The organism is Acinetobacter sp. YH12108 (genome assembly GCF_013419055.1).
Classification (GTDB): Bacteria; Pseudomonadota; Gammaproteobacteria; order Pseudomonadales; family Moraxellaceae; genus Acinetobacter.
In genome coordinates this window covers 64,955-87,031 of sequence record NZ_VPAW01000008.1, presented here as the reverse complement: position 1 = coordinate 87,031, position 22,077 = coordinate 64,955, and the positions used below count along the sequence as shown (strand labels likewise).

The window sequence follows — 22,077 nt, the reverse complement described above, 5'->3', positions numbered from 1 at the left end:
TCGCCTCTCTAGGTTGAATCGAATACTATACCTATCAACTTTATATGCATGAATGACTTATGGCTGACAGTCAATTTTCCAGAACCCTGATTTTTATGCTGATTGGCGCTGCCATTATTCTGGCTTTATCTTTGGGGATTCGTCATGCATTTGGCCTGTATCTGGTGCCAATGAGTGAAGAATTTGGCTGGGGTCATAATGTCTTTAGTTTAGCCATTGCCATGCAAAACCTGATCTGGGGTGCTGTTCAGCCCATTACTGGTGCCTTCGCTGATAAATATGGCAGTAAGATTGTCGTTGCCATTGGCGGTGCTTTATATGCGCTTGGCCTGTTATTGATGGCTGTCAGTTCAACCGGATTATTATTGAATCTCAGCGTCGGACTGATTTTAGGTCTGGCCTTGTCTGCCACCTCTTTCCCGGTTTTATTATCTGCGGTTGGACGAGCTGCACCACCTGAAAAACGCAGTCTGGCAATGGGGATCGCCAGTGCAGCAGGCTCCTTCGGCCAGTTTATTATGCTGCCCTCAACGCTGTTACTTTTACAGAATGTCGGCTGGTCAGCAGCACTTGTCGTCAGCGCAATTTTAATCGCTTTGATTGTACCTTTGGCCTGGATGCTAAAAGCCCCGATGTATGTCGATCCAAATGCCGTATCTACACCGAATAAGGTATCACTCAGCTTTAAAGAGATTTTAGTAGTAGTCAAAAACCATAAGCCATTCTGGTTTCTGGCGATGGGCTTTTTTGTCTGTGGCTTTCAGGTGGTCTTTATCGGGATTCACCTGCCGGGTTATCTGATTGATCATGGATTCAATGCTACAACTGGCACCATTTTCCTGGCGCTGGTGGGCCTGTTTAATGTTGTCGGTACCTATACGGCTGGCTGGCTCGGTGGAAAGTATTCCAAACCACGTCTGCTAATGGGCTTATACGGTCTGCGCGGGATTGCGATTATCGCCTTTTTGATGCTGCCTTTAAGCACCTGGACGGTCTATGCATTTGGTGTCATCATGGGATTATTATGGCTTTCCACCGTACCACTGACCAACGGTATTGTTGCCAATATGTTTGGCGTGAAATATCTGACCATGCTCAGCGGGATTGTATTCTTTACCCATCAGGTCGGTTCATTCTTTGGCGGTTGGCTCGGTGGTGTAAACCATGACATGAGTGGTAACTATAATGCGGTATGGATGTTGTCGATTGCCTTAAGTATTTTTGGCGTACTGGTGCACTTATGGGTGAATGAGGAGCAAATCGTACATGACTGATTCGACCATTCTGCTCAAGCTTTCCATTGCGGTAGCGATGGTACTTCTCCTCGCTATTTCTCTATTGCTCTGGAGCCAGACTCCGGAGCTGTTTGAGTACTTTAATCAGGCTTTTTGCGCACACTGATTGTCAAATATTTGACATTTTTCAGCAGCTTTAGGACTTTGTTTTGCCATATTAATTAAAAGATTTCAAATCAATCATTTAGATATTTTTATTCGGTTTTTCATAAGTTTAGCAATTCTTGTGATTTTATTTTTGCTCTGGATTTTTTTAGATTTTCTGCAACAAGAAAATTCAGAGACTTTCCAATGACAAGCTTGACCCAACTTTCACAAGCCATTCACGATGCACCACGCTGGCATCAGCAAGATCAGTTCCAGAATACTGATGAAATTAAAATTGTCCCGCAGACAGATCAAGCCCTAGGCGCAGTGGTTTATGGCCTCGATGCCCGCAAAGCCCAATCTGGCGAAACCATCCTGCGTCTGAAGCAAGCTCTGGCTGAACATTTGATCCTGATCTTTAAAAATCAAAGTCTGGATGATCTACAGTATCTTGCCTTTGCCACCTATTTCGGTTCAATCTTCCGTCCAGATGCCGACACGCCAGTGCTGGCTTCTAAAACAGATACCGGCACTCCACCTGATGTCGTACCCGTTTCCAACGCAGTCGGTCAAGGGGATTACACCGGCCATGGTGAACTTGCCCCGCATGCCGATCACCAGTGGACACCTTTACCATCTTTTGGCTCTTTACTCTATGCCATTGAACTGCCAAAAGACGGTGGTCAGACGTCCTGGATTAATACCATCAAGGCTTATGAAGCATTGGATGAAGAAACCAAAGCACAAATCGATCAGTTACAGCTCATTACCTATAATCCATTTGTACGCTTCCAGAGCAATAAAGGTGGTAATGCGTATGCGGGAAATATGCCAAAATATCGCTTTAAAGATCAGCCAATTTTAGGTCATGCCTATCCGCACCCACTGGTACGCACCCATCCTGAATCTGGCCGTAAAGCACTTTGGTTAAATACCCATACTGAAGTTGAATTAGTGAATTATGACGATCAGGCAGGTAGTGAACTGATTGCAAAATTACGTGAGCATGTCTTAAAACCTGAATTCGCTTATGAGCACAATTGGGAAGCAGGCGATATCGTGTTCTGGGACAATCAGGTTACTCTACATTCACGCCGTCCTTTCCCTGCTGATCAGCGCCGTTTATTAAAACGTATCAGCCTGGCAGGTAGTCGTCCATTTTAATCACCATAAAAATATAATAAAGAGAAAGGTCATTTAAGCCTTCGACAATAACGACTCATCATGTAGATTTTCCGCCATTGAGGAATGACCGCCTCAATGGTTTTATTTTTAAATTTTTAGTCATCCTATTTTGGGAATATCAGGATAGAGGTTTTAAATTAAATTTTTTAAAAATACAGCTTTTAACAAAATCGGCAATCGGATTACTTTTTCTCACTCAAACTGCCTAGTGTATTTTTCCTTTTCTGCTTAGCGTATTAAAAAAACAAGCCATTGCTATAGCTGCAAAAAGGAGAAGAAAATGAACGAGATTCAGTTTTCAGATTGTGTTCGTGCATGTATGACCTGCTCTCTGGCCTGTACCAACTGTGCCAGTGCCTGCCTGAAAGAAGAACATTTAGAAATGATGCGGGAATGTATCCAGCGCTGTCTGGACTGTGCTGATCTGTGTCAGCTCTGCGCCCGCATGCAACAAAAGCAATCTCCATTTATGAAAGAGATTTGCGAGCTATGCGCTAAAGCTTGCGATTATTGTGTAGAAGAATGTGGCCATCATGAGGATGATCATTGCCAGCAATGTGCCGAAGCTTGCCGTCGCTGTGCTGAAGAATGCCGCAAAATGGCAGCCTAATTTCCAGCATTACTGACAAGATTGAATTTTTTCAATCTGAAAAATAAAAAAACCCGCAAGCCAAACCTGCGGGTTTTTGATCTAACTTGAATAAATCAAATTAGAACAAACGGTTCATACCATTCAAGGTTGCCACACGATAGGCTTCTGCCATCGTTGGATAATTGAATGTGGTTTCCACAAAATACTTGATCGTATTGTTCGGGCTGTTCATGACTGCCTGACCAATGTGGATAATCTCCGATGCATTATTACCGAAGCAATGAACACCCAGAACTTCCAGCGTATCGCGATGGAACAGGATTTTTAATTCGCCAACTGTATCACCGGTAATCTGCGCACGCGCCAGATGACGGAAAGAAGCCTGACCCACTTCATACGGGATTTTTTCTTCAGTCAGCTGCTGCTCAGTTTTACCGATCGAAGAAATTTCCGGAATGGTATAAATACCAGTCGGAATATCAGTCACAGGTGCAACGTCTTGTTCACCGCTCATGTTGGCACCTGCACAACGACCTTGGTCATAGGCAGCAGAAGCCAGTGATGGCCAGCCAATCACGTCACCTGCAGCATAGATATTTTCAACTTCAGTCTGATACTGCTCATTCACGGTTAATTGACCACGACTGTTTGGTTTCAGACCAATATTTTCAAGGCCTAAACCGTCAGTATTCCCTGAACGTCCGTTACACCACAGAATAGCATCAGCTTTAATTTTCTTGCCGCTTTGTGTATGCAGAACGACATAATCATCAGAAGTTTCAAGGAAGTCGATCTGTTCATTATGACGGATCAATACACCCTGTTCACGTAAGTGATAAGACAGTGCATCGGAAATTTCGTCATCCAGATAGCTGAGCAGTTTTGGTTGAGTATTGATCAGGTCAACCTTATGTCCCAGACCAATAAAGATCGATGCATATTCACAGCCAATCACACCTGCGCCATAAATAATGATTTTTTGGATTGAGAAATCCAGATCCAGAATTTTGTCTGAATCAAATACACGTGGATGATTGAAATCAAGAATTTCTGGACGGTATGGACGCGAACCGGTCGCAATCACCAGTTGCTGGAACATAATGGTTTCTTTTATGCCATCTGGTGTAAATACAAAGATCGTATTTGCGTCTTGAATGTAAGCACGACCATGATAGATATCAATCTTGTTACGGTCATAAAAACGTGAGTGAGTATCCACCTGCTGCTGAATCACTTTATGTGCATTGCGCAGTACCTGTTTCATGGTGAATTGTTTCCATTCACCTACTTTTTGAAACATTGGATCACGTTGATAACGGATAATGCTGGATACCGTTTGACGCAATGCCTTACTTGGAATCGTACCTACGTGAGTACAGTTACCACCCAGCTGTTCACGCATATCCACAATTGCAACACGCTTACCCGATTTGGCAAGTTTCATTGCCGCGCCTTCGCCCGCAGGGCCTGAACCTAGAACTACCGCATCGTACTTAACGAAAGTCCCACTAACGACCTCTTTTTTACGTGGCATTCAACGCTCCTTAAAATTAAAAAATTTTGCTTTAATCTACGCTATATTATGACGTAATTGCTGCCAATTTGGTGTATTTAACTTACATATATTGTGTGATAAGAACATTTTTTAAATGAATAATCCTTTTTGCCCTATTTCACCCGAGTTTCGTTATAATTAAAAAAGTGTTAACTTTGATTTATCTCCCTCCTTCAAAACAGTGGAAAAGTTATATATGTCTGAAAACCGTAAACCTGAACAGGGTATCAAACTTCGCGGCGCAGAAAAGGTCGCCCGTATTCCTGTAAAAGTTGTTCCTACGGTTGAAACGCCACGTAAGCCGGACTGGATCCGCGTGAAAATGGCCGCTCCCGAGGAAGTTCAGCGTATTAAAACTACACTTCGTCAGCAAAAACTGCATACCGTATGTGAAGAAGCGGCCTGTCCGAACCTGCCTGAATGTTTTGGTGGGGGTACAGCAACCTTTATGATTATGGGTGATATTTGCACGCGTCGCTGTCCATTTTGCGATGTGGCACATGGTCGTCCAAATGCACTTGATCCAGACGAGCCGCGTCATATGGCAGAAACGATTGCCAACCTGGGTCTGAAATATGCAGTCATCACTTCAGTAGACCGTGATGACTTGCTAGATGGCGGTGCACAGCATTTTGTGGACTGTATTAAAGAAGCCCGTGCTTTGAGTCCAAAGACTTTGCTGGAAATTCTGGTACCTGATTTCCGTGGTCGTATGGACATTGCTCTGCGCATCATGACTGAATGTCCACCAGACGTGTTTAACCACAACATCGAAACTGTGCCACGTCTGTATAAAGCCATGCGTCCAGGTTCTGATTATCAGCACTCTTTAAATCTGTTGAAAATGTTTAAAGATTATTGCCCAGAAATTCCAACCAAATGTGGTTTGATGGTCGGTATCGGTGAAACTGAAGAAGAAGTTCTCGCTCTGTTAGATGACCTGAAAGCGCATGATGTGGATTATGTAACCATTGGCCAGTATCTACAGCCATCTAAACAGCATGCACCAATCGACCGTTTTGTCACGCCAGAAGAATTCGAACGTTATGCAGAACATGGCCGTAAGCTTGGCTTTAAGAATATCTGGTCAGCACCGATGGTACGTTCAAGTTACTTTGCGGATCGTCAATACTACGGCGAACCGGTTCCAGAAGTACGCCGTAAAGTGGATCCAGCGAAAAAAATCGCTGTACAGGCGATTGAAGCTTAAAATGACTTAGATCAACGCCCTCTCAAGTAGAGGGCTTTTTTATGCCTAACTAAATTTATATTTGTTCACTTTTTAATTATTTTAACTACCCTCTCTTAAAGATTAAGTTATTACTTATCTTCACATTTCTTTGCGTGTTCTCACTTGAAGACTGTGCATTTTTCAAACAATCTCAAAAACAGATAAAACACTTCAATATATCGTTGAAATATTTAATAACGATCGTTCTCACAACAACAATTGTGAATTTGCCAGTTGCTTAAGCGATGTAAAAAAATTGATCAAGTCTTATGAATACACCTTAGGGAGATCGGCAGCATCACAATTGTATGACCCTGGAGAAATATAACAATGCTATTTATTTTCGCCGTACTTCTTCTCATTGCCAGTTTATGGGCGATTTTCTTTTTTCAACTCTCCCGTACCACTGGTGCAATTACGCTGATTGTCATGTCAGTGGTTTGTGCCTTTATCAGTCCTTGGTCACTGATTCTGGGTATTCCCCTGATCCTGATCAGTCTGGTCGTCATGATCGAACCTTTGCGTATGTCTTTCATTTCCAGGCCAGCCTATAAGGCATTAGCGGATGCCATGCCGAGCATTAGCCCGACAGAACGTGAGGCTCTTGATTCCGGCACCAGCTGGTGGGAAAAAGAACTCTTTATGGGTGCGCCGAACTGGGAAACCTTTAATAGCTATCCCTATCCAAAACTTTCCATTGAGGAACAGGCATTCTTGGATAACGAAGTCGAAACGCTGTGTAGCATGCTGGATGAATGGGAAATTCATGAGAAGAAAATGCTGCCTGAACATATCTGGCAATATATTAAAGATAATGGCTTCTTGGGACTAATTATTCCCAAAGAATACGGCGGTCGTGCCTTTAGTTCCTTTGCTCAAAGCCGGGTGATGAGCAAAATTTCTTCACGCTCTCTCACTGCTGCTGTGAGCTGTATGGTGCCTAACTCACTTGGGCCGGGTGAGTTGTTACTACATTATGGTACCGATGAACAAAAAGATCGTTATTTACCCGGTCTGGCCAAAGGTGAAGAAATCCCATGTTTTGGTTTGACCAGTCCTGAAGCCGGTTCAGATGCCGGTGCGATTCCAGATACCGGTGTGGTTTGCTATGGACAGTTTGAAGGTCAGGAAGTCTTGGGAATGAGAATGAATTTCTCCAAACGCTGGATTACCTTGGCACCGATTGCCACTGTCGTCGGTTTAGCTTTTAAAATGTATGATCCTGACCATCTACTCGGTGATAAAACGGATTATGGGATTACTTGTGCCTTGCTACCGGCCAATCATGAAGGGGTAAAAGTCGGTCCACGTCATAATCCTGGCTCCCCTTTTATGAATGGTACTGTTGAAGGTAAGGATGTATTTATTCCTTTAGACTGGATCATTGGTGGCGTGAAAAATGCCGGCAAAGGCTGGCGTATGCTGATGGAATGTCTGGCAGTTGGCCGTGGTATTTCCCTACCGGCTTTATCTACCTCCAGTGCCGAAATGACTTATCTGAATGTCAGTGCGTTCTCGCGAATCCGTCAGCAATTCAAGATTTCAGTGGGTAAATTTGAAGGCGTACAGGAAGCCAATAGTGAAATTGCCAGTGATGCCTATATGCTGGAAGCATTCCGTTATTTAGTGACTTGTGGCTTGAATCAAGGTGGTAAGCCGGCAGTTATGACCGCGATTGCCAAATACTATGCCACAGAGACCATGCGTAAAATCGTCAATCATGGTATGGATGTCGTGGGCGGTCGTGCTATTCAAATGGGGCCTCGTAACTTCCTGGCTCTCAACTATCAGGCCATTCCAGTATCGATTACAGTCGAAGGCGCCAATATTCTCAGCCGTTCATTGATGATCTTTGGTCAAGGCTCAATGCGTTGCCATCCTTATCTATATGAAGAATTACAGCTTCTGCAAGCTGAAGATCCAAAAGCCGCTCTGAATCCATTCGATACTATGTTGTTTAAGCATCTGGGTTATACCTTTAACCGGACTGCCCGCTCTTTTGCCTATGCTTTTAGCGGTGGTTCAAGTGCTGCGCCACAAAGTGCAGTTGATTTTACCCGTCCCTATTACAAGATTATCAACCGGCTCAGTGCCAACTTTGCCCTGACTGCAGATATGTGTTTAGGTTTATTAGCAGGTGATATTAAACGCAAGGAAATGCTTTCTGGCCGTCTGGCTGATATTCATGCCCATCTGTTTATTGCGACGGCAATCCTGAAATTCTTTGAACATAGCAAAAAAACTGAAGCTGAACGTCTGCATGCACAATTGGCAATTGAGAAATCTTTATATACGGCTCAGGAAGCGTTTTATGACCTGTTTGCAAATTTCCCGGTGGGTGTTGCTGCTGGCATGGTCAAACTTATCTGTTTCCCATTTGGCCGCCCTGTCGCGAAGCCATCTGACCGACTTAAACAGGAAGTCGCAAATGTCATGATGGAAGATAACGCTTTCCGGAAAGTACTGAAAAAGCATGTTTTCTATAGCACAGCGGAAGATGATGTGAATGGTCGTATGGAATCAACCTTCACCATGTTACTGGAAATTGAGCAGCTTTGGGATCGCTTTAAAAAAGCCGAAAACAAAGGTCAATTTAAAGGACTCAGTTTTGCTGATCATGTGGCTGATGCGCATGAACAAGGCTTTATTAATGAAGAAGAAGCCAATAAGTTGCTGGACTATAATGCGCGTCGCTACGACAGCATGTTGACTGATGTCTTCGATTTGCATTTACAGGAAGTATTGGAACTTGAAAATCCTCATATTTCGAAAGCAGATGCAACAGGTACCGATACTTCAGTTCAAAGTGCACCTTCACATTCAACCAGTCCTTAGATAGAACTTTTATCTAAATCGGATCTTGCTTGCCAAAGTGAGGTTATTTCCTGATTTCACTTTGGAATATCACAAGTGGCTATTCAGCCACTTTTTTACGACTATTGCACGATGGTATTTAAGATATTAAACGTTAAGCTAGACCCATAATAAAATTGAGGGTCAATGATGTCACAACAAGATTATGAAAACGGCTTGAAAGTCCGTACTGAAGTGATGGGTGCAAGTTTTGTAAAACGTGCTCAGGACAATACGGTTCCTTTTACCCAACCTTTGCAGGACTGGATTAATGAACATGCCTGGGGCTCAACCTGGCAACGTGAAGGGATTTTACCACGTAAATACCGTTCTTTAATTACCATTGCTTTTCTTACCGCGCAAAAAAGCCCAACTGAATTGAAAGGCCATGTTCGTGGCGCTTTGAATAATGGTGCAACAGTTGAAGAAATTCAGGAAGTGCTACTGCATAGCCTGCCTTACTGCGGTGCCCCTGCTACTCAGGAAGCCTTCCGTGCAGCGCTTGAAGTGATTCAGGAATATCAGGCAAATCAGCAGAATTAAGATTTACTTAGGCTATTGAGCTGCTTAATGAATAAATAAAGTCGGGAATTAAAATTCCCGGCTTTTAAGTTTTAAACGGATATATCTATAGCTATAACGTCTTTAACACTGTCTTTGATATTGTTTGTAAAGATTATCCTCTTAATTCAATTTGAGTACGTTGCTCCAAGCCTTGCACCGCAGCGGAGAAATCCAGCTGGCTGGCCTGTGGCTTGGCAATCTGCTGAAACTCCTGCTGAACCAAAGACATCACCGATAAATCCAGTTGTTGTTGCTGTACCAGCTCCAAGGCAATGCCAATATCTTTCTGCAATAAATCTAGTGCAAAGGTTTTGTGAAACTCACGGTTCAGTACACGCTGCGCCATGATATTCTCCGACATACTGCTTTTACCACTGGAATGATTAATACAGTTTAGTGCACTACTTAAATCAACGCCCTGCCCTTTCAGTACCGTCATCCCTTCAGCCAATGCCCATAAGTGAGTCGCCATTAAAGTATTATTTATAGCTTTTACCGCAAAGCCAGAACCACTTTCTCCCACATATTCAATTAAACCGGCAAAGGCATCAATGATCGGTTTGGCTTGTTCAAAGGCTTGTTCATTGCCTCCCACCATAACGGTTAAAGTACCGCGTTCCGCTCCAATCGTTTGACCAGAAACCGGTGCATCCAGATAAAAGCTGTCTTGTTGCTCCAGGAGCTTCGCCAGTTTCTGGGCAGATTCCGGCACACCACTAGTACAGTCAATCCAGATTGCACCTTGTTTGGGTGGATGAGCTGCAATCAATGCTTCAACATCCTGACTGGTCGGCAAACAGGAAAAGATAAAATCTGCCTGAACCGCCTGCTCAATACCAACTGCCTGCGTTACAAAAGTTTCGGCATGCGCTACAGCTTTCTGTTCAGTACGGTTCCAGACCCACACCTGATGTCCGAGTTTTGGCAAATGGGAGGCCATATGCCAGCCCATTGCCCCGAGTCCTAAAAATGCAATTGTATGACTCAAAAAATGCTCCTCATTTTAAACGACTGGCTTAGCCTCAACTTCGGTTACAGTTTCAGCTGGTTCAGATGCTGGTAATTCTTTATCTTCACCACGGTTCAGGAATAGATTCAATAGAATTGCGGCTAAGGTTGCGGTACCAATACCACCCAGATCAAAACCACCGATCTGCAAGCTATAGTTCCCTGTACCCATGATCAGACACACGGCACCAATAATCAGCGTACTGTTCTTGGTGAAATCAACACGGTTATCTACCCAAATTTTCGCACCAGCCACCGTAATCAGACCAAATACGACAATCGATGCACCACCCAATAAAGCCACTGGAATGGTACTGATCACTGCGCCAAATTTAGGCGAAAGTCCGAGTAAAATTGCGAAGATACCAGCAAAGACAAATACAGTGGTTGCATAAACTCTGGTGACTGCCATCACACCGATATTTTCAGCATAAGTGGTCATGCCGGTACCGCCGACAGAAGCGGATAATGAAGTACAAACCCCATCTGCAAAGAAACCGCGGCCCATATACGGTGACAGATTTTTACCAGTCATCGCGGATACCGCTTTAAAATGCCCAAGATTTTCTGCGACCAGAATAATGGCCACCGGTGCAATCATCAGCATCGCATTCATTTCAAAGACTGGACTCTGGAAATTTGGCAAACCAAACCATGCTGCTTCACTGACCTTGGTAAAATCAATCGCAGGTCCGAAGCCCATCACGTTGGTGAAAAGGAAGTAAATCAAGTAGGAAGATAATAAGCCCAACAATAATAATAGACGGCGTACCATTCCTCGGGTAAACACAGCAATCACACTGATACAGATAATCGTGATTAAAGCCATCCACGAATCAAACTGATTCGCTGAAACACTCTTAATCGCGACGGGTGCCAGATTCAAACCGATGATCATCACGATCACGCCTGTCACTACTGGCGGCATCAGTTTTTCAATCCAGTTGGTGCCAGTTTTCATCACCAGCAGACCAATCAAGGCATAAACAATACCGCAAGCAATCGTACCGCCAAGGGCTAATCCTATATTTGGATTGGCTCCAACCCCTGAATAACCCGTCACTGCGACGACCGCACCAATAAAGGCAAAGCTTGATCCCAGATAACTAGGCAATCGACCGCCCGTGATCAGGAAAAATAAAATGGTCCCAATCCCGGTAATGAAAATCGTGAGATTGGGATCAAACCCCATTAATAAGGGTGCCAGCACGGTTGCGCCAAACATGGCAAACACATGCTGCAACCCGAGAATAATACTTTTTCCAGCAGGCAGATATTCATCTGTTTGCACGGGTGTGGTATCGAGATTGCCTTGGTAAGGCTTAAATTTTGGAAACCACGTTTCTTTTTCTTGCATCGGCTTCCCCTCCTTGATTAGGATTGAATTGAATTAGCACATTTTGTGTGGCTCACAGTAAGAACGGTTGAAGTACATCAGCGCATTGCCTTGACTCTGGCACATCGCTTTCACCTCACAGAACAGCACGTCATGACTGCCTACGGATAAACATTGGACCACCTCGCAGTCAAAACTGACTAAGGCATCCTCAAGTACAGGTGACTGGGTCACCAAAGTTTTCCAGTTCCCCTGACTGAAACGCTCTGCCATTGGTGTTTTTCCACCAAACAGATTGGAAAGATGTTGTTGATGTGATGCCAGGGTATTCACACACAACACCTGATTCTTTTTAAAGGTTTCATAAACTGAAGCAGAACGGTTCAGACACACCAGCAACGTTGGTGGTGTATCTGTCACGCTACATACGGCTGAGGCAGTAAATCCTGCCTGTCCTGCCTCACCTTGCGTGGTAATGACATTGACTGCAGCCCCGAGATTGGACATGCCTTGACGGAAAATCTGTTGATCAACTTGGGGAAAGATGTCATCTGATGCGTTAGTCGCCAAAACCTTATTTAATGCGTTATTTTCTGCAACTGTTTCTGTGATGATTTTAGATAGTTTGGCATTCATGCTGTTCTCCCGCCCCCAAGTCAATATTCAGTTTCAGACCTGGGGCATCTAGTAATGAGATTGAATCAGGTGGATCGGCTTATACATGGGCAATCGAAGCAATTTCGACTAACGCATCAGGTTTGACCAAACCTGTCTGTACGCAATACCGTGCCGGCTTATCTCCCGGGAAATACTCAGCATAAACTGTATTAATCGCAGCATAATCTGCCCAGTCTTTGACAAAGACATGGTTAAACGTTACGTCATCCATGCTGCCACCGGCTTCTTCAATCACACGCTTGATAGTTTCCAGAATATGACGGGTCTGTGCTGCGGCATCACCGACATGCACCACATTATTATTTTCATCAAAAGCTAATGTACCGGATACATACACGATATTGTCTGCCTTGGTTGCCGGTACATACGGTGCTAATGGTTTCGATGTTCCTGCTGGAATAATGATTTCTTTAGGCATACTATTTTTTCCTTAATTCTGTTCTTTAATTCTTTATGCGCTTACAGCTAATTTAGTTTCTTTTAGTGACTCACTTTCTTTTTGAAAGGTCTCTACAAAATTTTTGGTATCTGATACCCAGCCAAAGAAAGTCTTGATGTTATACAGACTGGCTTCATGCGCTTCGACTGGACCGGCCTGATGGCAGGCATCAGCAAGTGCGATACCAAAATATTCTAAGAAGAAGCCATCACGTAGTGTCGACTCCACACACACGTTGGTGGCAATCCCCACAAAGACCAGATTGCGAATTCCTCTTACACGCAACATGCTGTCCAGCGCGGTATTAAAGAAACCGCTATAACGTGGCTTTTCGATCACCAGGTCTTGTGGCAGTGGTTTTAACTCATCAATCAGCTCAAAATCCCAACCACCTTTTGCTAACAATTGCCCCTGTAATTCAGGACGTTTACGCATGGTCTTTAAGGCATTGGATTTATGGAAATTTGGAGAGTCCTTACCACCCGCTTCCTTATATTCTGCATCCCAGCCATTTTTGAAATAAATCACCTGAATACCGGCTGCATGTGCGGCATCAACGGCCTTTTTAATATTTTCAACCACGGGCTTGGTTTTCGAGACATCAAAGCCCGCCAGATCCAGATAGCCACCCTGAGAGGTATAGGCATTTTGCATATCAATCACAATCAAGGCTGTCTGTTCTGGTGCAAGACAAATCGCTTCGGGTTCCGCTTTAAGCGTTTTTCCTGTGCCGAGTTTTTCCGTAAAACCGGCTGTTACGACTGATTCACTCATGCGCTTTTCTCCAAAACTGGCGCTTCATCTTCAATGACAATATGATCACGGCATTTCATTAGCGGCTGGATTTTTTGACCAAAGTCTTCAACCCCTTGAATAAAATCATCAAAAGTTAGTAGTACGCCTTCCGTACCTTTGATCTCACCAATTTCATCCAACATTCGTGCCACATTTTCATAAGAACCCACCAGCGTACCCATATTGATGTTGACTGGAGATACGCTAGAAGCCATTTGACGGATATTGGTGTCTGCACCGGAAGTGGTATCTTTACCGCCTTGATTCATCAGCCAGTTAATCGCTTCCATATCAGCACCATCGTTATAGTGCTGCCATTTGGCTTGCGCTTCTTCATCAGTTTCTGCAGCAATCACCATAAACAGCACATAAGTCTGTACATCACGGCCAGTCACATCTGTTTTTTCTTTGAGGCGGTCATTAATTTCTGCATAAGCTGTTGGAGTATTCAGGCCTTTACCAAACACGAAGTTATAGTCAGCATATTGTGCAGAAAACTCTAAACCTGCATCAGATTGACCTGCACAGATAATCTTCATGTCGGCTTGTGGACGTGGGCTAACACGGCAATCTTCCATCTGGAAATGTTCGCCTTTAAAGTCTGATTTACCAGTCGCCCAAAGTTCACGCAGAATTTGTACATATTCAGACAGATATTCATAACGTTTGCCAAAATAGTCATTACCTGGCCACATACCCATTTGGGTATATTCAGGTGGCTGCCAGCCAGTTACGACATTCAGACCAAAACGGCCATTTGAAATCGAATCAATGGTTGATGCCATGCGCGCGACAATTGCAGGTGGCATCACCAGAGTTGCGGCAGTTGCGAAAATTTTAATTTTGCTGGTGACAGCCGCAAGACCTGCCATCAGGGTAAACGTTTCCAGGTTATGTTCCCAGAATTCAGTCTTGCCACCAAAGCCACGCAGCTTGATCATAGAAAGTGCGAAATCGAAACCATAGTGCTCAGCGCGCTGTACGATTTGTTTATTTAACTCAAAAGTCGGCATGTACTGCGGTGCATTTTCAGAGAGTAACCAGCCATTATTTCCGATTGGACAGAAGACACCTATTTTCATTTTCACACCTCATTATTTTTAACACTTATTCAAAATTCTGATTCCACTTCGGGAATTTTATTTACAAGATAAACATTGCAAATCGTGTGCCAACTATATTTAGTTAATATTTATCAAATACTTAATATTTTATTTTTTGAATTTTTAGTAAAATAACCATTTTTACCTATGAGTCAATTTTGAACATACTGTTTCATTCAAGTGCACTCGTAGCAATTTGTGCATTTGCAGTTCATGCATCAATTCGAAGTAAAAACCATACTAACGCTACAAAATGATTAATTAGAAAAAATAAAAAACCAGACAGGAGGTCTGGCTTTTAAAAAATCTTCAAACTAAGTGGAAATCAAGAAGGAAAGGATCAGCTGATTGACCTGATCCGTTTCGGTCACGGTAGATGCATGTGCACCTGTATCAAGCAAACTGAGGTAACTATGCGGCAGGCATTGTTGTAATTGCTGTGACCGTTGATAAGGCACCAGAAAATCATCCTGATTGGCAATCAGATGGATTGGAACATCTTTTAATACTTGCTGATGCTCTTCGTTTAGTTTAAAAGCCTGCACGGCTTGTAGACGCGCCAGAACATTTTGGATCGGTGGAAAGTCTAATAACTGCTTATTTTCTGCTTCGGTTAACTGATCAATATGGGTTGAGATCCACTGCGGCGGATAAAGAAATAAAGCCTGTGCTCTCACATATGCCTCTGCTCCGCTATTCACCAATAACGAAGTCCGTGCCTCGAAACATTTCTGCGTATGGGCATCAAGCTCTCCCCAGGCATTTAACATGGTCAGACTGAGCAGCTTAAACTTTCTTTCAGTTTGATAGGTCGCCAGTTGCATGCCGATATGTCCGCCCAATGCATGCCCGATAAAATGAAACTCTCGAATACCATCATTGATCAATAAATCCAGAATCTGGCAGGCCATATGGTCGATCGAATAAGACATGGGCAAGAGTTCAGAATCTGAATGACAGCCTTCCTGATCATAAGTGACTACATGAAAATGCTGCTGTAAAACTCTAATTTGAGGATTCCAGAAACTGGCATGCCCGCCCAGTCCGGATGAAAGCACCACATAAGGTGCATCTGCCCGTGCTGCAGGATGAATAAATAAAGACATAAATTTCTCATAGTTTCGTTATGAGGTAAATGCAGCAAAATATATGCCTGAACAGGATTTTTTTTGAACAATTGATAAAATTATAGCCAGTAGACATTAAAGCTATAATAAAATTCCTGCACCTCAAAGCGTACGTTATAACCAAGCTCAGTCAATTCCGCCGAAAGACCACGAATTTCTTCCAAGGGCAAATGTTTGGGAAATACCGTTAGCACAGCGGTATTGCCCAGTCGGGCATTATCTTCAATCAGTTGAGCCAAGCGAGGCTTGTACATTTCAATATTTAAATTAGCCACGTTCGATAAAATTTTGGCCTGATCCGCAGTCATAAAACTCATTGTTCTTCACCCTTTTTGATTTTTATTCAATGAAGTTAAATGATTTAATTCACATAAAATATTTTTGTTTTGTATCTATAGTAAATACAGCGTGCATAAAAAATCCCTCACATGGAGGGATTTTCCTGAAGAAAAAATTACTGACCTGGTAAAGGAATATATTGTGAAGAACTGCTTTGCGTTTTACGTTCACTAATCACCACATCCAGTGTCATAGTTTTTCCAGCGCGTTCTACTTCAATCTGAACAGTACTGTTTGGGGCCTGTAAAGCGACAAAATTAATCAGATGTGAGGCAGAAGTAATCACTTCATTATTCACCTTAATGATTTTATCACCACGCTGGATGCCAGCTTTTGCTGCAGGTCCATTTTCCAGCACTTCAGCGACCACTACACCTGATTCTTTAGGTTGCAGTACATCATTACGTTCTTTCGGCAACAGACTGATACCCAGCCAGCCACGAACGACACGGCCATCTTTCAGGATTGCATTCATCACTTGCTGACAGATTTTAGCGGGAATCGCAAAACCAATCCCCAGTGAGCCACCTGTTTGGGAGAAGATTGCTGTATTTACCCCGATCAGGTTACCAGCAACATCAATCAATGCACCACCCGAGTTACCCGGGTTAATTGCAGCATCTGTCTGAATAAAGTCTTCATAGGTATTGATGCCCAGATCAGAACGGCCTGTCGCAGAAATAATCCCCTGAGTCACGGTTTGACCGACACCAAACGGGTTACCAATAGCCAGAACAACATCACCGACTTCATTGCCACTCAGCTTGAATGGCAAAACTGGCAATTGTTCAAGTTCGATCTTGATTACAGCCAAATCCGTATCTGGGTCTGTACCCACGACCTTGGCTTCGGCACGGCGTCCATCATGCAAGGCCACCACAATCTGGTCTGCTTGTGCAATCACGTGGTTATTGGTCAGGATATAACCATCAGGACGTACAATTACACCTGAACCTAAACTGTTTTCATTTGGACTCTGACCAAACTGGTCTGGCAACTGATCACCGAAAAATTCACGGAAGACTGGATCAGTCAGTAAAGGATGCGCCTGCTGTTTTACTTTTTGTGTGGTAAAGATATTCACCACCGCAGGTGCTGCGACTTTCACGGCGGCACTATAGGAGACAACCCCTCCAGAACGCGAAGTATCAATCAACGGTTCTACTTTTTCAGCAGGCATTTTTACACCATCCGGCGCAATCGGTGATTTAGGTTTCTGCAGCTGCTGCCACCCCAAAAAACCGATAATGACTAAAATCAGTAACACCCAAGGTAACCATGTAAAGGTGCGGCGCACTTTGCTATCCTCTAAAATATTTTAATTCGTTGATGACTAATTAATTTGTATCCTATTGTAATGCCAAATACATAACTAAACACAAAAAAATCCACAGAGATTTGTGCTGCTTTAGTTACAATTGGACATATAAATAAGAATTGGCAAGTTTATAAACTGACAGGAATTTTATGGCGAATTTAAACGATATTATCCGCTGGTGCGATCAGACTTTGGCATCTTCCGAATTTAAGGACTATGCACCGAATGGCTTACAGATCGAAGGCCGCGCTGAAGTCAATAAAATTTTATGTGCGGTTACTGCCTCCCAAACTGCGATCGAAGCTGCGATTGAACAAGGTGCTGATTTGTTACTGGTACATCATGGTTATTTCTGGAAAGGTGAAGCCTACCCGATTACCGGGATGCGTGGTAAACGCATTAAAAGCCTGATCCAACATGATATTTCGCTTGTCGGTTATCACCTGCCCTTAGACAGCCATCCTACGCTGGGAAATAATATTGCGATTGCAGACCTGCTGGAACTGGAAAACCTTGAACAGCTTGATCCGAATGAGCGCCGTCCAATTGGGAATATTGGTTATTTAAAACAGGCCATGACGCCAGAAGGATTCAAAGCCTATGTTTCAGAAAGACTCGGTTATGATGCGTTACATTTACCTGCCGAAAAAAACCTGATTCAAAAAGTCGGTTTCTGTACCGGTGGTGCACAGGATTATATTCATAAAGCGGCAGCACAAGACTGTGATGCTTATATTTCTGGCGAAGTCAGTGAACGTACTTTTTATGATGCTCAGGAACTGGATGTGCATTATTATGCCTGCGGCCACCACGCCACTGAAAAATATGGTGTACAACGTCTGGCTAAAGCTATTTCAGAACAATTTAATATTGAGTATAGTTATTTCGAATTAAACAATCCGATTTAATTTGGATTGGCAAGTACATTGGTGGCTTTATCTTTAAATTTTCAGGCTTTATTCTGTATTGTTATTTATACACAGTGCCCATTTTTGCCTAAGAATCTATTACAATAACGCCACTTATTGTCAAAACCCAGCAAAATGCAAGGAATTGAAAACATGACAACCATTACTTTACCACCATTACCATACGACTACGACGCTCTTGCTCCACACATCAGCAAAGAAACTTTAGAATACCACCACGACAAACACCACAACACTTATGTGGTTAACCTGAACAACCTGATCGCTGGTACTGAGCTTGAAGGCAAAACTCTAGAAGAAATCATCAAAGCAACTGCTGGTGATTCATCTAAAGCAGGTGTATTTAACAACGCTGCGCAAGTATGGAACCACACATTCTACTGGAACTGCTTGACTAAAAACGGTGGCGGTAAAGCAACTGGCGCTTTGGCTGCAAAAATTGACGAAGCTTTCGGTTCTTACGAAAAATTCGCTGAAGAGTTCGCAACTGCTGCTGCAACTCAGTTCGGTTCAGGTTGGGCTTGGTTAGTTGCTGATGAAGTAAATGGTAACCTTTCTATCCTTAAAACTTCAAATGCTGACACTCCAATGGCACACGGTAAAATTGCTGTGTTGACAATCGACGTTTGGGAACACGCTTACTACATCGATTACCGTAACGCTCGTCCTAAATACATCTCTACTTTCCTAGAAAGCCTGGTGAACTGGGACTACGCAAACGCGAAATATGCAGGTCAACCTGCTGGTGTTGAGAAATAATTTTTATTTTTAGGCCTGAGGTGCATATTAAAAAAGCAAATGATTCATTTCTTTACAGGAATTGATTGACGGTCTTTGTTTTCCTGCCTAAAATGCGCATCAGATTCTCCAATAGCTCAGTCGGTAGAGCGACGGACTGTTAATCCGCAGGTCCCTGGTTCGAGCCCAGGTTGGAGAGCCAATCTATTCTCCCATAGCTCAGTCGGTAGAGCGACGGACTGTTAATCCGCAGGTCCCTGGTTCGAGCCCAGGTGGGAGAGCCAAGATTCCGAAAGAACCCACTCATTGCGAAGTGGGTTTTTTTATGTCTATCTTTTTGGGATTAAATATCTATATGAGTCCTGTTTGTAGTTTTAGCGACTTGCAACCATGGCAGCGAATAATCACGCAACCCCTCTACCCTTAATCTGGGTTTACATAAACATAACATTTTGAACTACAATCATTTTTGATTATTTTTAAAACACTTGATTCAGTTTTTTTAGCTTTTTTATAAAAGTGCCTTGACCCCTTTTTAAATCTCTCTATAATCGCTTGCAGATTCTCCAATAGCTCAGTCGGTAGAGCGACGGACTGTTAATCCGCAGGTCCCTGGTTCGAGCCCAGGTTGGAGAGCCAATCTATTCTCCCATAGCTCAGTCGGTAGAGCGACGGACTGTTAATCCGCAGGTCCCTGGTTCGAGCCCAGGTGGGAGAGCCAAGATTCTGAAAAACCCACTCATTGCGAAGTGGGTTTTTTTATTCTTTTCTCTTTTATGATCCGTATTTGATTTGAGTCAGTTTATATTCTTTGTGATTGGCTGTCTGGCAAGCTTTGCCTTAATTTGCCTGCTCTTCCCCCATCTGTTTACCCGCCAGACGAAATTCTATCCCAAGCGTGTCATTACAGCTTTCGAAAGCAAGATGTTTACTCGCCTGAAAGATGCTTTTCCGCATCATCACATTCTGGCACAGGTCGCATTTAGTGCTTTGATCACACATGACAATATGAAAATGCGCAGCAAGTTCAACCGTAAAGTGACCGATTTTGTGGTGATGGACCGGGAATATAATGTAGTGGCGATTATAGAATTGGATGACCCCACCCATATTGGCAAAGAACAGGAAGATGCAGAACGCGATGCGATGCTGATTGCTGCCGGCTACACAGTCATCCGCTACACTGAAATTCCAACGATCCGGCAGCTTCAAAGAGATTTGAGATAAATAGTTTAATGAGAGGAATTTGTTTCAGCTTCGGAAGCAGCTTGAGTTGCTTGAGTCTCCTGCTCTGCCTTTGATTTTTCAGCCGCTTCGCGTGCTTCAATCCGGGCAATCATGTCAGCTTGTTGCTGTTTATATTTTTCCTGATTTTTTGCATCACTATTAACAGCTAAAAATGCCATGGTCACCAAAAAAATTGGAACACACAAAGCCAAGGTTCCAAAGATAAGCAGTTTTTTGATACTGCGGGGTTTTGTCTGTTCCGACATAACGAGCCTACACTGATAACCTATAATCTTAAGCCACTATAACAAACTTAAATGATTGCTCAAGGCCTAGCATCACAAGGAATAAAAAGGAGCCGAAGCTCCTTTTAGGATTAAGGATTGACAGAAATACCTGAAGGCATATAGGTATTAATAAAGGTCAGCAGCTGGGTTCTGCTTTGTACAATAGCCTCGGTATGTGAAGCATTCTCTACCTCTACAAAATTCACTGTGGTTCCCATATCTTTCAAGCCCTGTTGTAAAGTATTTGTTACTGGATACGGAACAGCCATATCTGCAGTACCTTGAATGATCATCACAGGAACATTAATTTTTTCAGTTGCAGGCTGATTATTCTCAAGGAACTTTTCAACCGACGAATTATTCTGGAAGTTTTCTACTAATCCCGGATAGTCCACGACTGTTTTTTCCGGATTATTCACCAGATAATCATCAATATCTTGCATATATTCAGTAATCAGTGGCCCTAAACAAAGTCCATTTTCTCCAGTCGTACCTTCTGCCTTTTCAGCCACAATCGCTGCACGGCTTGAAAATATATTGCGATAGTTAAAGCCTGGTTCATAAGCTTTAATCCCTACAGCCACATAAGCCGCATATGCCAATAATTCTGCATAGACCGCTTTCGCAGCATTATCTTGTCCAGCCTCAACCAAAGCACTAAGCGCTTGCGGTGCTACTTCACTGATAATATAGCCCAGACTTGAGGCCGGAGCTGCTGCAACTGCCGCCTTATAATTTGGATCTTCATCGGCAAACTGGGCTGTTGCAAGTGATGCGTGTCCTCCCTGGGATTGTCCCACTGAAACCCAAGCACCATTAAATCGATTTCCTTGTTGTTCTTTAAAGGCTCTTACTGCATAGATAGCCGATTGTGCCGCACTTTTTAAATTTAAATAAGGATGGATCCCCCGAGTACCTAATCCTTCATAATCGGGTGCAACAATCACATATCCCTGTGCAAGCAAGCTGCTGGCCAATCCTCTAAAATTATTATTCAGCTGGTTATTACTTGGTGCACAAGAATCACCGCTACCCACCGTGCCATGTTCCCAAACCACCACCCTCCATCCGTCTTGAGGTTGAGGTATATTTGGATAAAACACCATGGCTGTCGCTTCAGCCCGTTCACCATTTACGTTTGGCATATTATAGCGTATGACTTGAATATCCGATGCTTCAGGCAAGGTATCCTCATCATAAGACTGTTGACTTAAAAATACCCTTTCCTGTGGTCGGAACGAATCATTATCATCGTCATTACACGCAGTCATAAACAATGACATGGAACATACCAGTGCCAGACAGGTTTTTTTGAAACCGTTTTTCACTACATTATTCATATTCTAATCCCTTATTGTTGTTTATGATTTTCATGAAGAATCTTGAATTAA

Annotated in this window: 22 protein-coding genes and 4 tRNA genes; 14 read left to right on the top strand and 12 right to left on the bottom strand. The window is 43.2% G+C overall.

Annotated features, from left to right (window positions below; all coding sequences use genetic code 11):
- The first annotated feature begins 59 nt into the window (after nt 1–59).
- From FTU46_RS06995 to FTU46_RS06985, 4 genes are all read left to right on the top strand, one after another.
- A complete protein-coding gene (locus tag FTU46_RS06995; protein ID WP_180104627.1) occupies nt 60–1,274 on the top strand; it encodes an MFS transporter in 1,215 nt (404 codons plus the stop codon).
- Nucleotides 1,267–1,401 carry a hypothetical protein gene (locus FTU46_RS16700; protein ID WP_257224610.1) on the top strand — a complete coding sequence of 45 codons (135 nt, stop codon included), beginning with the start codon at nt 1,267–1,269 and terminating at the stop codon, nt 1,399–1,401. Before FTU46_RS06995 ends, FTU46_RS16700 begins: the two co-directional genes overlap by 8 nt.
- A 185-nt stretch (nt 1,402–1,586) precedes the next feature.
- Nucleotides 1,587–2,546, top strand: a complete 960-nt coding sequence (locus tag FTU46_RS06990) for a TauD/TfdA family dioxygenase (protein WP_180104626.1) — start codon at nt 1,587–1,589, stop codon at nt 2,544–2,546.
- A 301-nt stretch (nt 2,547–2,847) separates the two neighbouring features.
- Nucleotides 2,848–3,177, top strand: a complete 330-nt coding sequence (locus tag FTU46_RS06985; protein WP_180033336.1) for a four-helix bundle copper-binding protein — start codon at nt 2,848–2,850, stop codon at nt 3,175–3,177.
- A 100-nt stretch (nt 3,178–3,277) separates the two neighbouring features.
- Here the strand turns inward: FTU46_RS06985 and sthA are convergent, their stop codons facing one another.
- A complete protein-coding gene (sthA, locus tag FTU46_RS06980; RefSeq protein WP_004782740.1) occupies nt 3,278–4,693 on the bottom strand; it encodes a Si-specific NAD(P)(+) transhydrogenase in 1,416 nt (471 codons plus the stop codon).
- Between the two features lie 217 nt (nt 4,694–4,910).
- On the opposite strand from sthA, the gene lipA reads away from it, so the two are divergent.
- From lipA to FTU46_RS06965, 3 genes are all read left to right on the top strand, one after another.
- Entirely contained in the window at nt 4,911–5,924 is a 1,014-nt protein-coding gene (lipA, locus tag FTU46_RS06975; protein WP_004782741.1) for a lipoyl synthase, read from the top strand.
- 351 nt (nt 5,925–6,275) lie between these two features.
- Nucleotides 6,276–8,780 carry an acyl-CoA dehydrogenase gene (locus FTU46_RS06970; RefSeq protein ID WP_180016750.1) on the top strand — a complete coding sequence of 835 codons (2,505 nt, stop codon included), beginning with the start codon at nt 6,276–6,278 and terminating at the stop codon, nt 8,778–8,780.
- A 168-nt stretch (nt 8,781–8,948) separates the two neighbouring features.
- Entirely contained in the window at nt 8,949–9,341 is a 393-nt protein-coding gene (locus FTU46_RS06965; RefSeq protein WP_004782744.1) for a carboxymuconolactone decarboxylase family protein, read from the top strand.
- 133 nt (nt 9,342–9,474) lie between these two features.
- Here FTU46_RS06965 and FTU46_RS06960 read toward each other — a convergent pair whose 3' ends face one another.
- The 9 genes from FTU46_RS06960 to FTU46_RS06920 form a co-directional block, all read right to left on the bottom strand.
- On the bottom strand, nt 9,475–10,314 hold the full coding sequence (locus FTU46_RS06960) for an NAD(P)-dependent oxidoreductase (RefSeq protein WP_373686583.1): 840 nt from the start codon (nt 10,312–10,314) through the stop codon (nt 9,475–9,477).
- A gap of 51 nt (nt 10,315–10,365) precedes the next feature.
- Nucleotides 10,366–11,727 (bottom strand): pyrimidine utilization transport protein G, encoded by a 1,362-nt coding sequence (rutG, locus tag FTU46_RS06955; protein ID WP_004782746.1) that lies wholly within the window; start codon nt 11,725–11,727, stop codon nt 10,366–10,368.
- A 33-nt stretch (nt 11,728–11,760) separates the two neighbouring features.
- A complete protein-coding gene (rutF, locus tag FTU46_RS06950; RefSeq protein WP_373686582.1) occupies nt 11,761–12,276 on the bottom strand; it encodes an NADH-dependent FMN reductase RutF in 516 nt (171 codons plus the stop codon).
- Between the two features lie 145 nt (nt 12,277–12,421).
- Nucleotides 12,422–12,802, bottom strand: coding sequence for a pyrimidine utilization protein C (gene rutC / locus FTU46_RS06945; protein ID WP_004810557.1), 381 nt, complete (start codon nt 12,800–12,802; stop codon nt 12,422–12,424).
- Nucleotides 12,803–12,835: 33 nt separating this feature from the next.
- On the bottom strand, nt 12,836–13,597 hold the full coding sequence (rutB, locus tag FTU46_RS06940) for a pyrimidine utilization protein B (protein WP_004646492.1): 762 nt from the start codon (nt 13,595–13,597) through the stop codon (nt 12,836–12,838).
- On the bottom strand, nt 13,594–14,700 hold the full coding sequence (gene rutA, locus FTU46_RS06935; protein ID WP_004646490.1) for a pyrimidine utilization protein A: 1,107 nt from the start codon (nt 14,698–14,700) through the stop codon (nt 13,594–13,596). The genes rutB and rutA overlap by 4 nt, the downstream gene beginning before the upstream one ends.
- 335 nt (nt 14,701–15,035) lie before the next feature.
- A complete protein-coding gene (gene rutD, locus FTU46_RS06930; protein WP_180104624.1) occupies nt 15,036–15,827 on the bottom strand; it encodes a pyrimidine utilization protein D in 792 nt (263 codons plus the stop codon).
- 80 nt (nt 15,828–15,907) lie between these two features.
- Nucleotides 15,908–16,165, bottom strand: coding sequence for a hypothetical protein (locus FTU46_RS06925; protein ID WP_004782755.1), 258 nt, complete (start codon nt 16,163–16,165; stop codon nt 15,908–15,910).
- Between the two features lie 137 nt (nt 16,166–16,302).
- Nucleotides 16,303–17,484, bottom strand: a complete 1,182-nt coding sequence (locus tag FTU46_RS06920; protein WP_180104623.1) for a trypsin-like peptidase domain-containing protein — start codon at nt 17,482–17,484, stop codon at nt 16,303–16,305.
- Nucleotides 17,485–17,654: 170 nt separating this feature from the next.
- Between FTU46_RS06920 and FTU46_RS06915 the strand changes: the two genes are divergently transcribed.
- The 7 genes from FTU46_RS06915 to FTU46_RS06885 all read left to right on the top strand — a co-directional run bounded on the left by FTU46_RS06915 (nt 17,655) and on the right by FTU46_RS06885 (nt 20,399).
- Nucleotides 17,655–18,413 carry a Nif3-like dinuclear metal center hexameric protein gene (locus tag FTU46_RS06915; protein WP_125278371.1) on the top strand — a complete coding sequence of 253 codons (759 nt, stop codon included), beginning with the start codon at nt 17,655–17,657 and terminating at the stop codon, nt 18,411–18,413.
- A gap of 153 nt (nt 18,414–18,566) precedes the next feature.
- Nucleotides 18,567–19,193 carry a superoxide dismutase gene (locus FTU46_RS06910; RefSeq protein WP_004782758.1) on the top strand — a complete coding sequence of 209 codons (627 nt, stop codon included), beginning with the start codon at nt 18,567–18,569 and terminating at the stop codon, nt 19,191–19,193.
- A gap of 105 nt (nt 19,194–19,298) precedes the next feature.
- A tRNA-Asn gene (locus FTU46_RS06905) sits at nt 19,299–19,374 on the top strand.
- 6 nt (nt 19,375–19,380) lie between these two features.
- Nucleotides 19,381–19,456 (top strand) — tRNA-Asn (locus FTU46_RS06900).
- Between the two features lie 279 nt (nt 19,457–19,735).
- Nucleotides 19,736–19,811 (top strand) — tRNA-Asn (locus FTU46_RS06895).
- 6 nt (nt 19,812–19,817) lie between these two features.
- Nucleotides 19,818–19,893 (top strand) — tRNA-Asn (locus FTU46_RS06890).
- A gap of 71 nt (nt 19,894–19,964) precedes the next feature.
- A complete protein-coding gene (locus FTU46_RS06885; protein ID WP_166137107.1) occupies nt 19,965–20,399 on the top strand; it encodes a DUF2726 domain-containing protein in 435 nt (144 codons plus the stop codon).
- A gap of 5 nt (nt 20,400–20,404) precedes the next feature.
- On the opposite strand, the gene FTU46_RS06880 is transcribed toward FTU46_RS06885, so the two are convergent.
- A complete protein-coding gene (locus tag FTU46_RS06880) occupies nt 20,405–20,665 on the bottom strand; it encodes a hypothetical protein (protein WP_034702851.1) in 261 nt (86 codons plus the stop codon).
- Nucleotides 20,666–20,775: 110 nt separating this feature from the next.
- Nucleotides 20,776–22,026, bottom strand: a complete 1,251-nt coding sequence (locus FTU46_RS06875) for a S9 family peptidase (protein ID WP_180104622.1) — start codon at nt 22,024–22,026, stop codon at nt 20,776–20,778.
- Between the last annotated feature and the right edge of the window lie 51 nt (nt 22,027–22,077).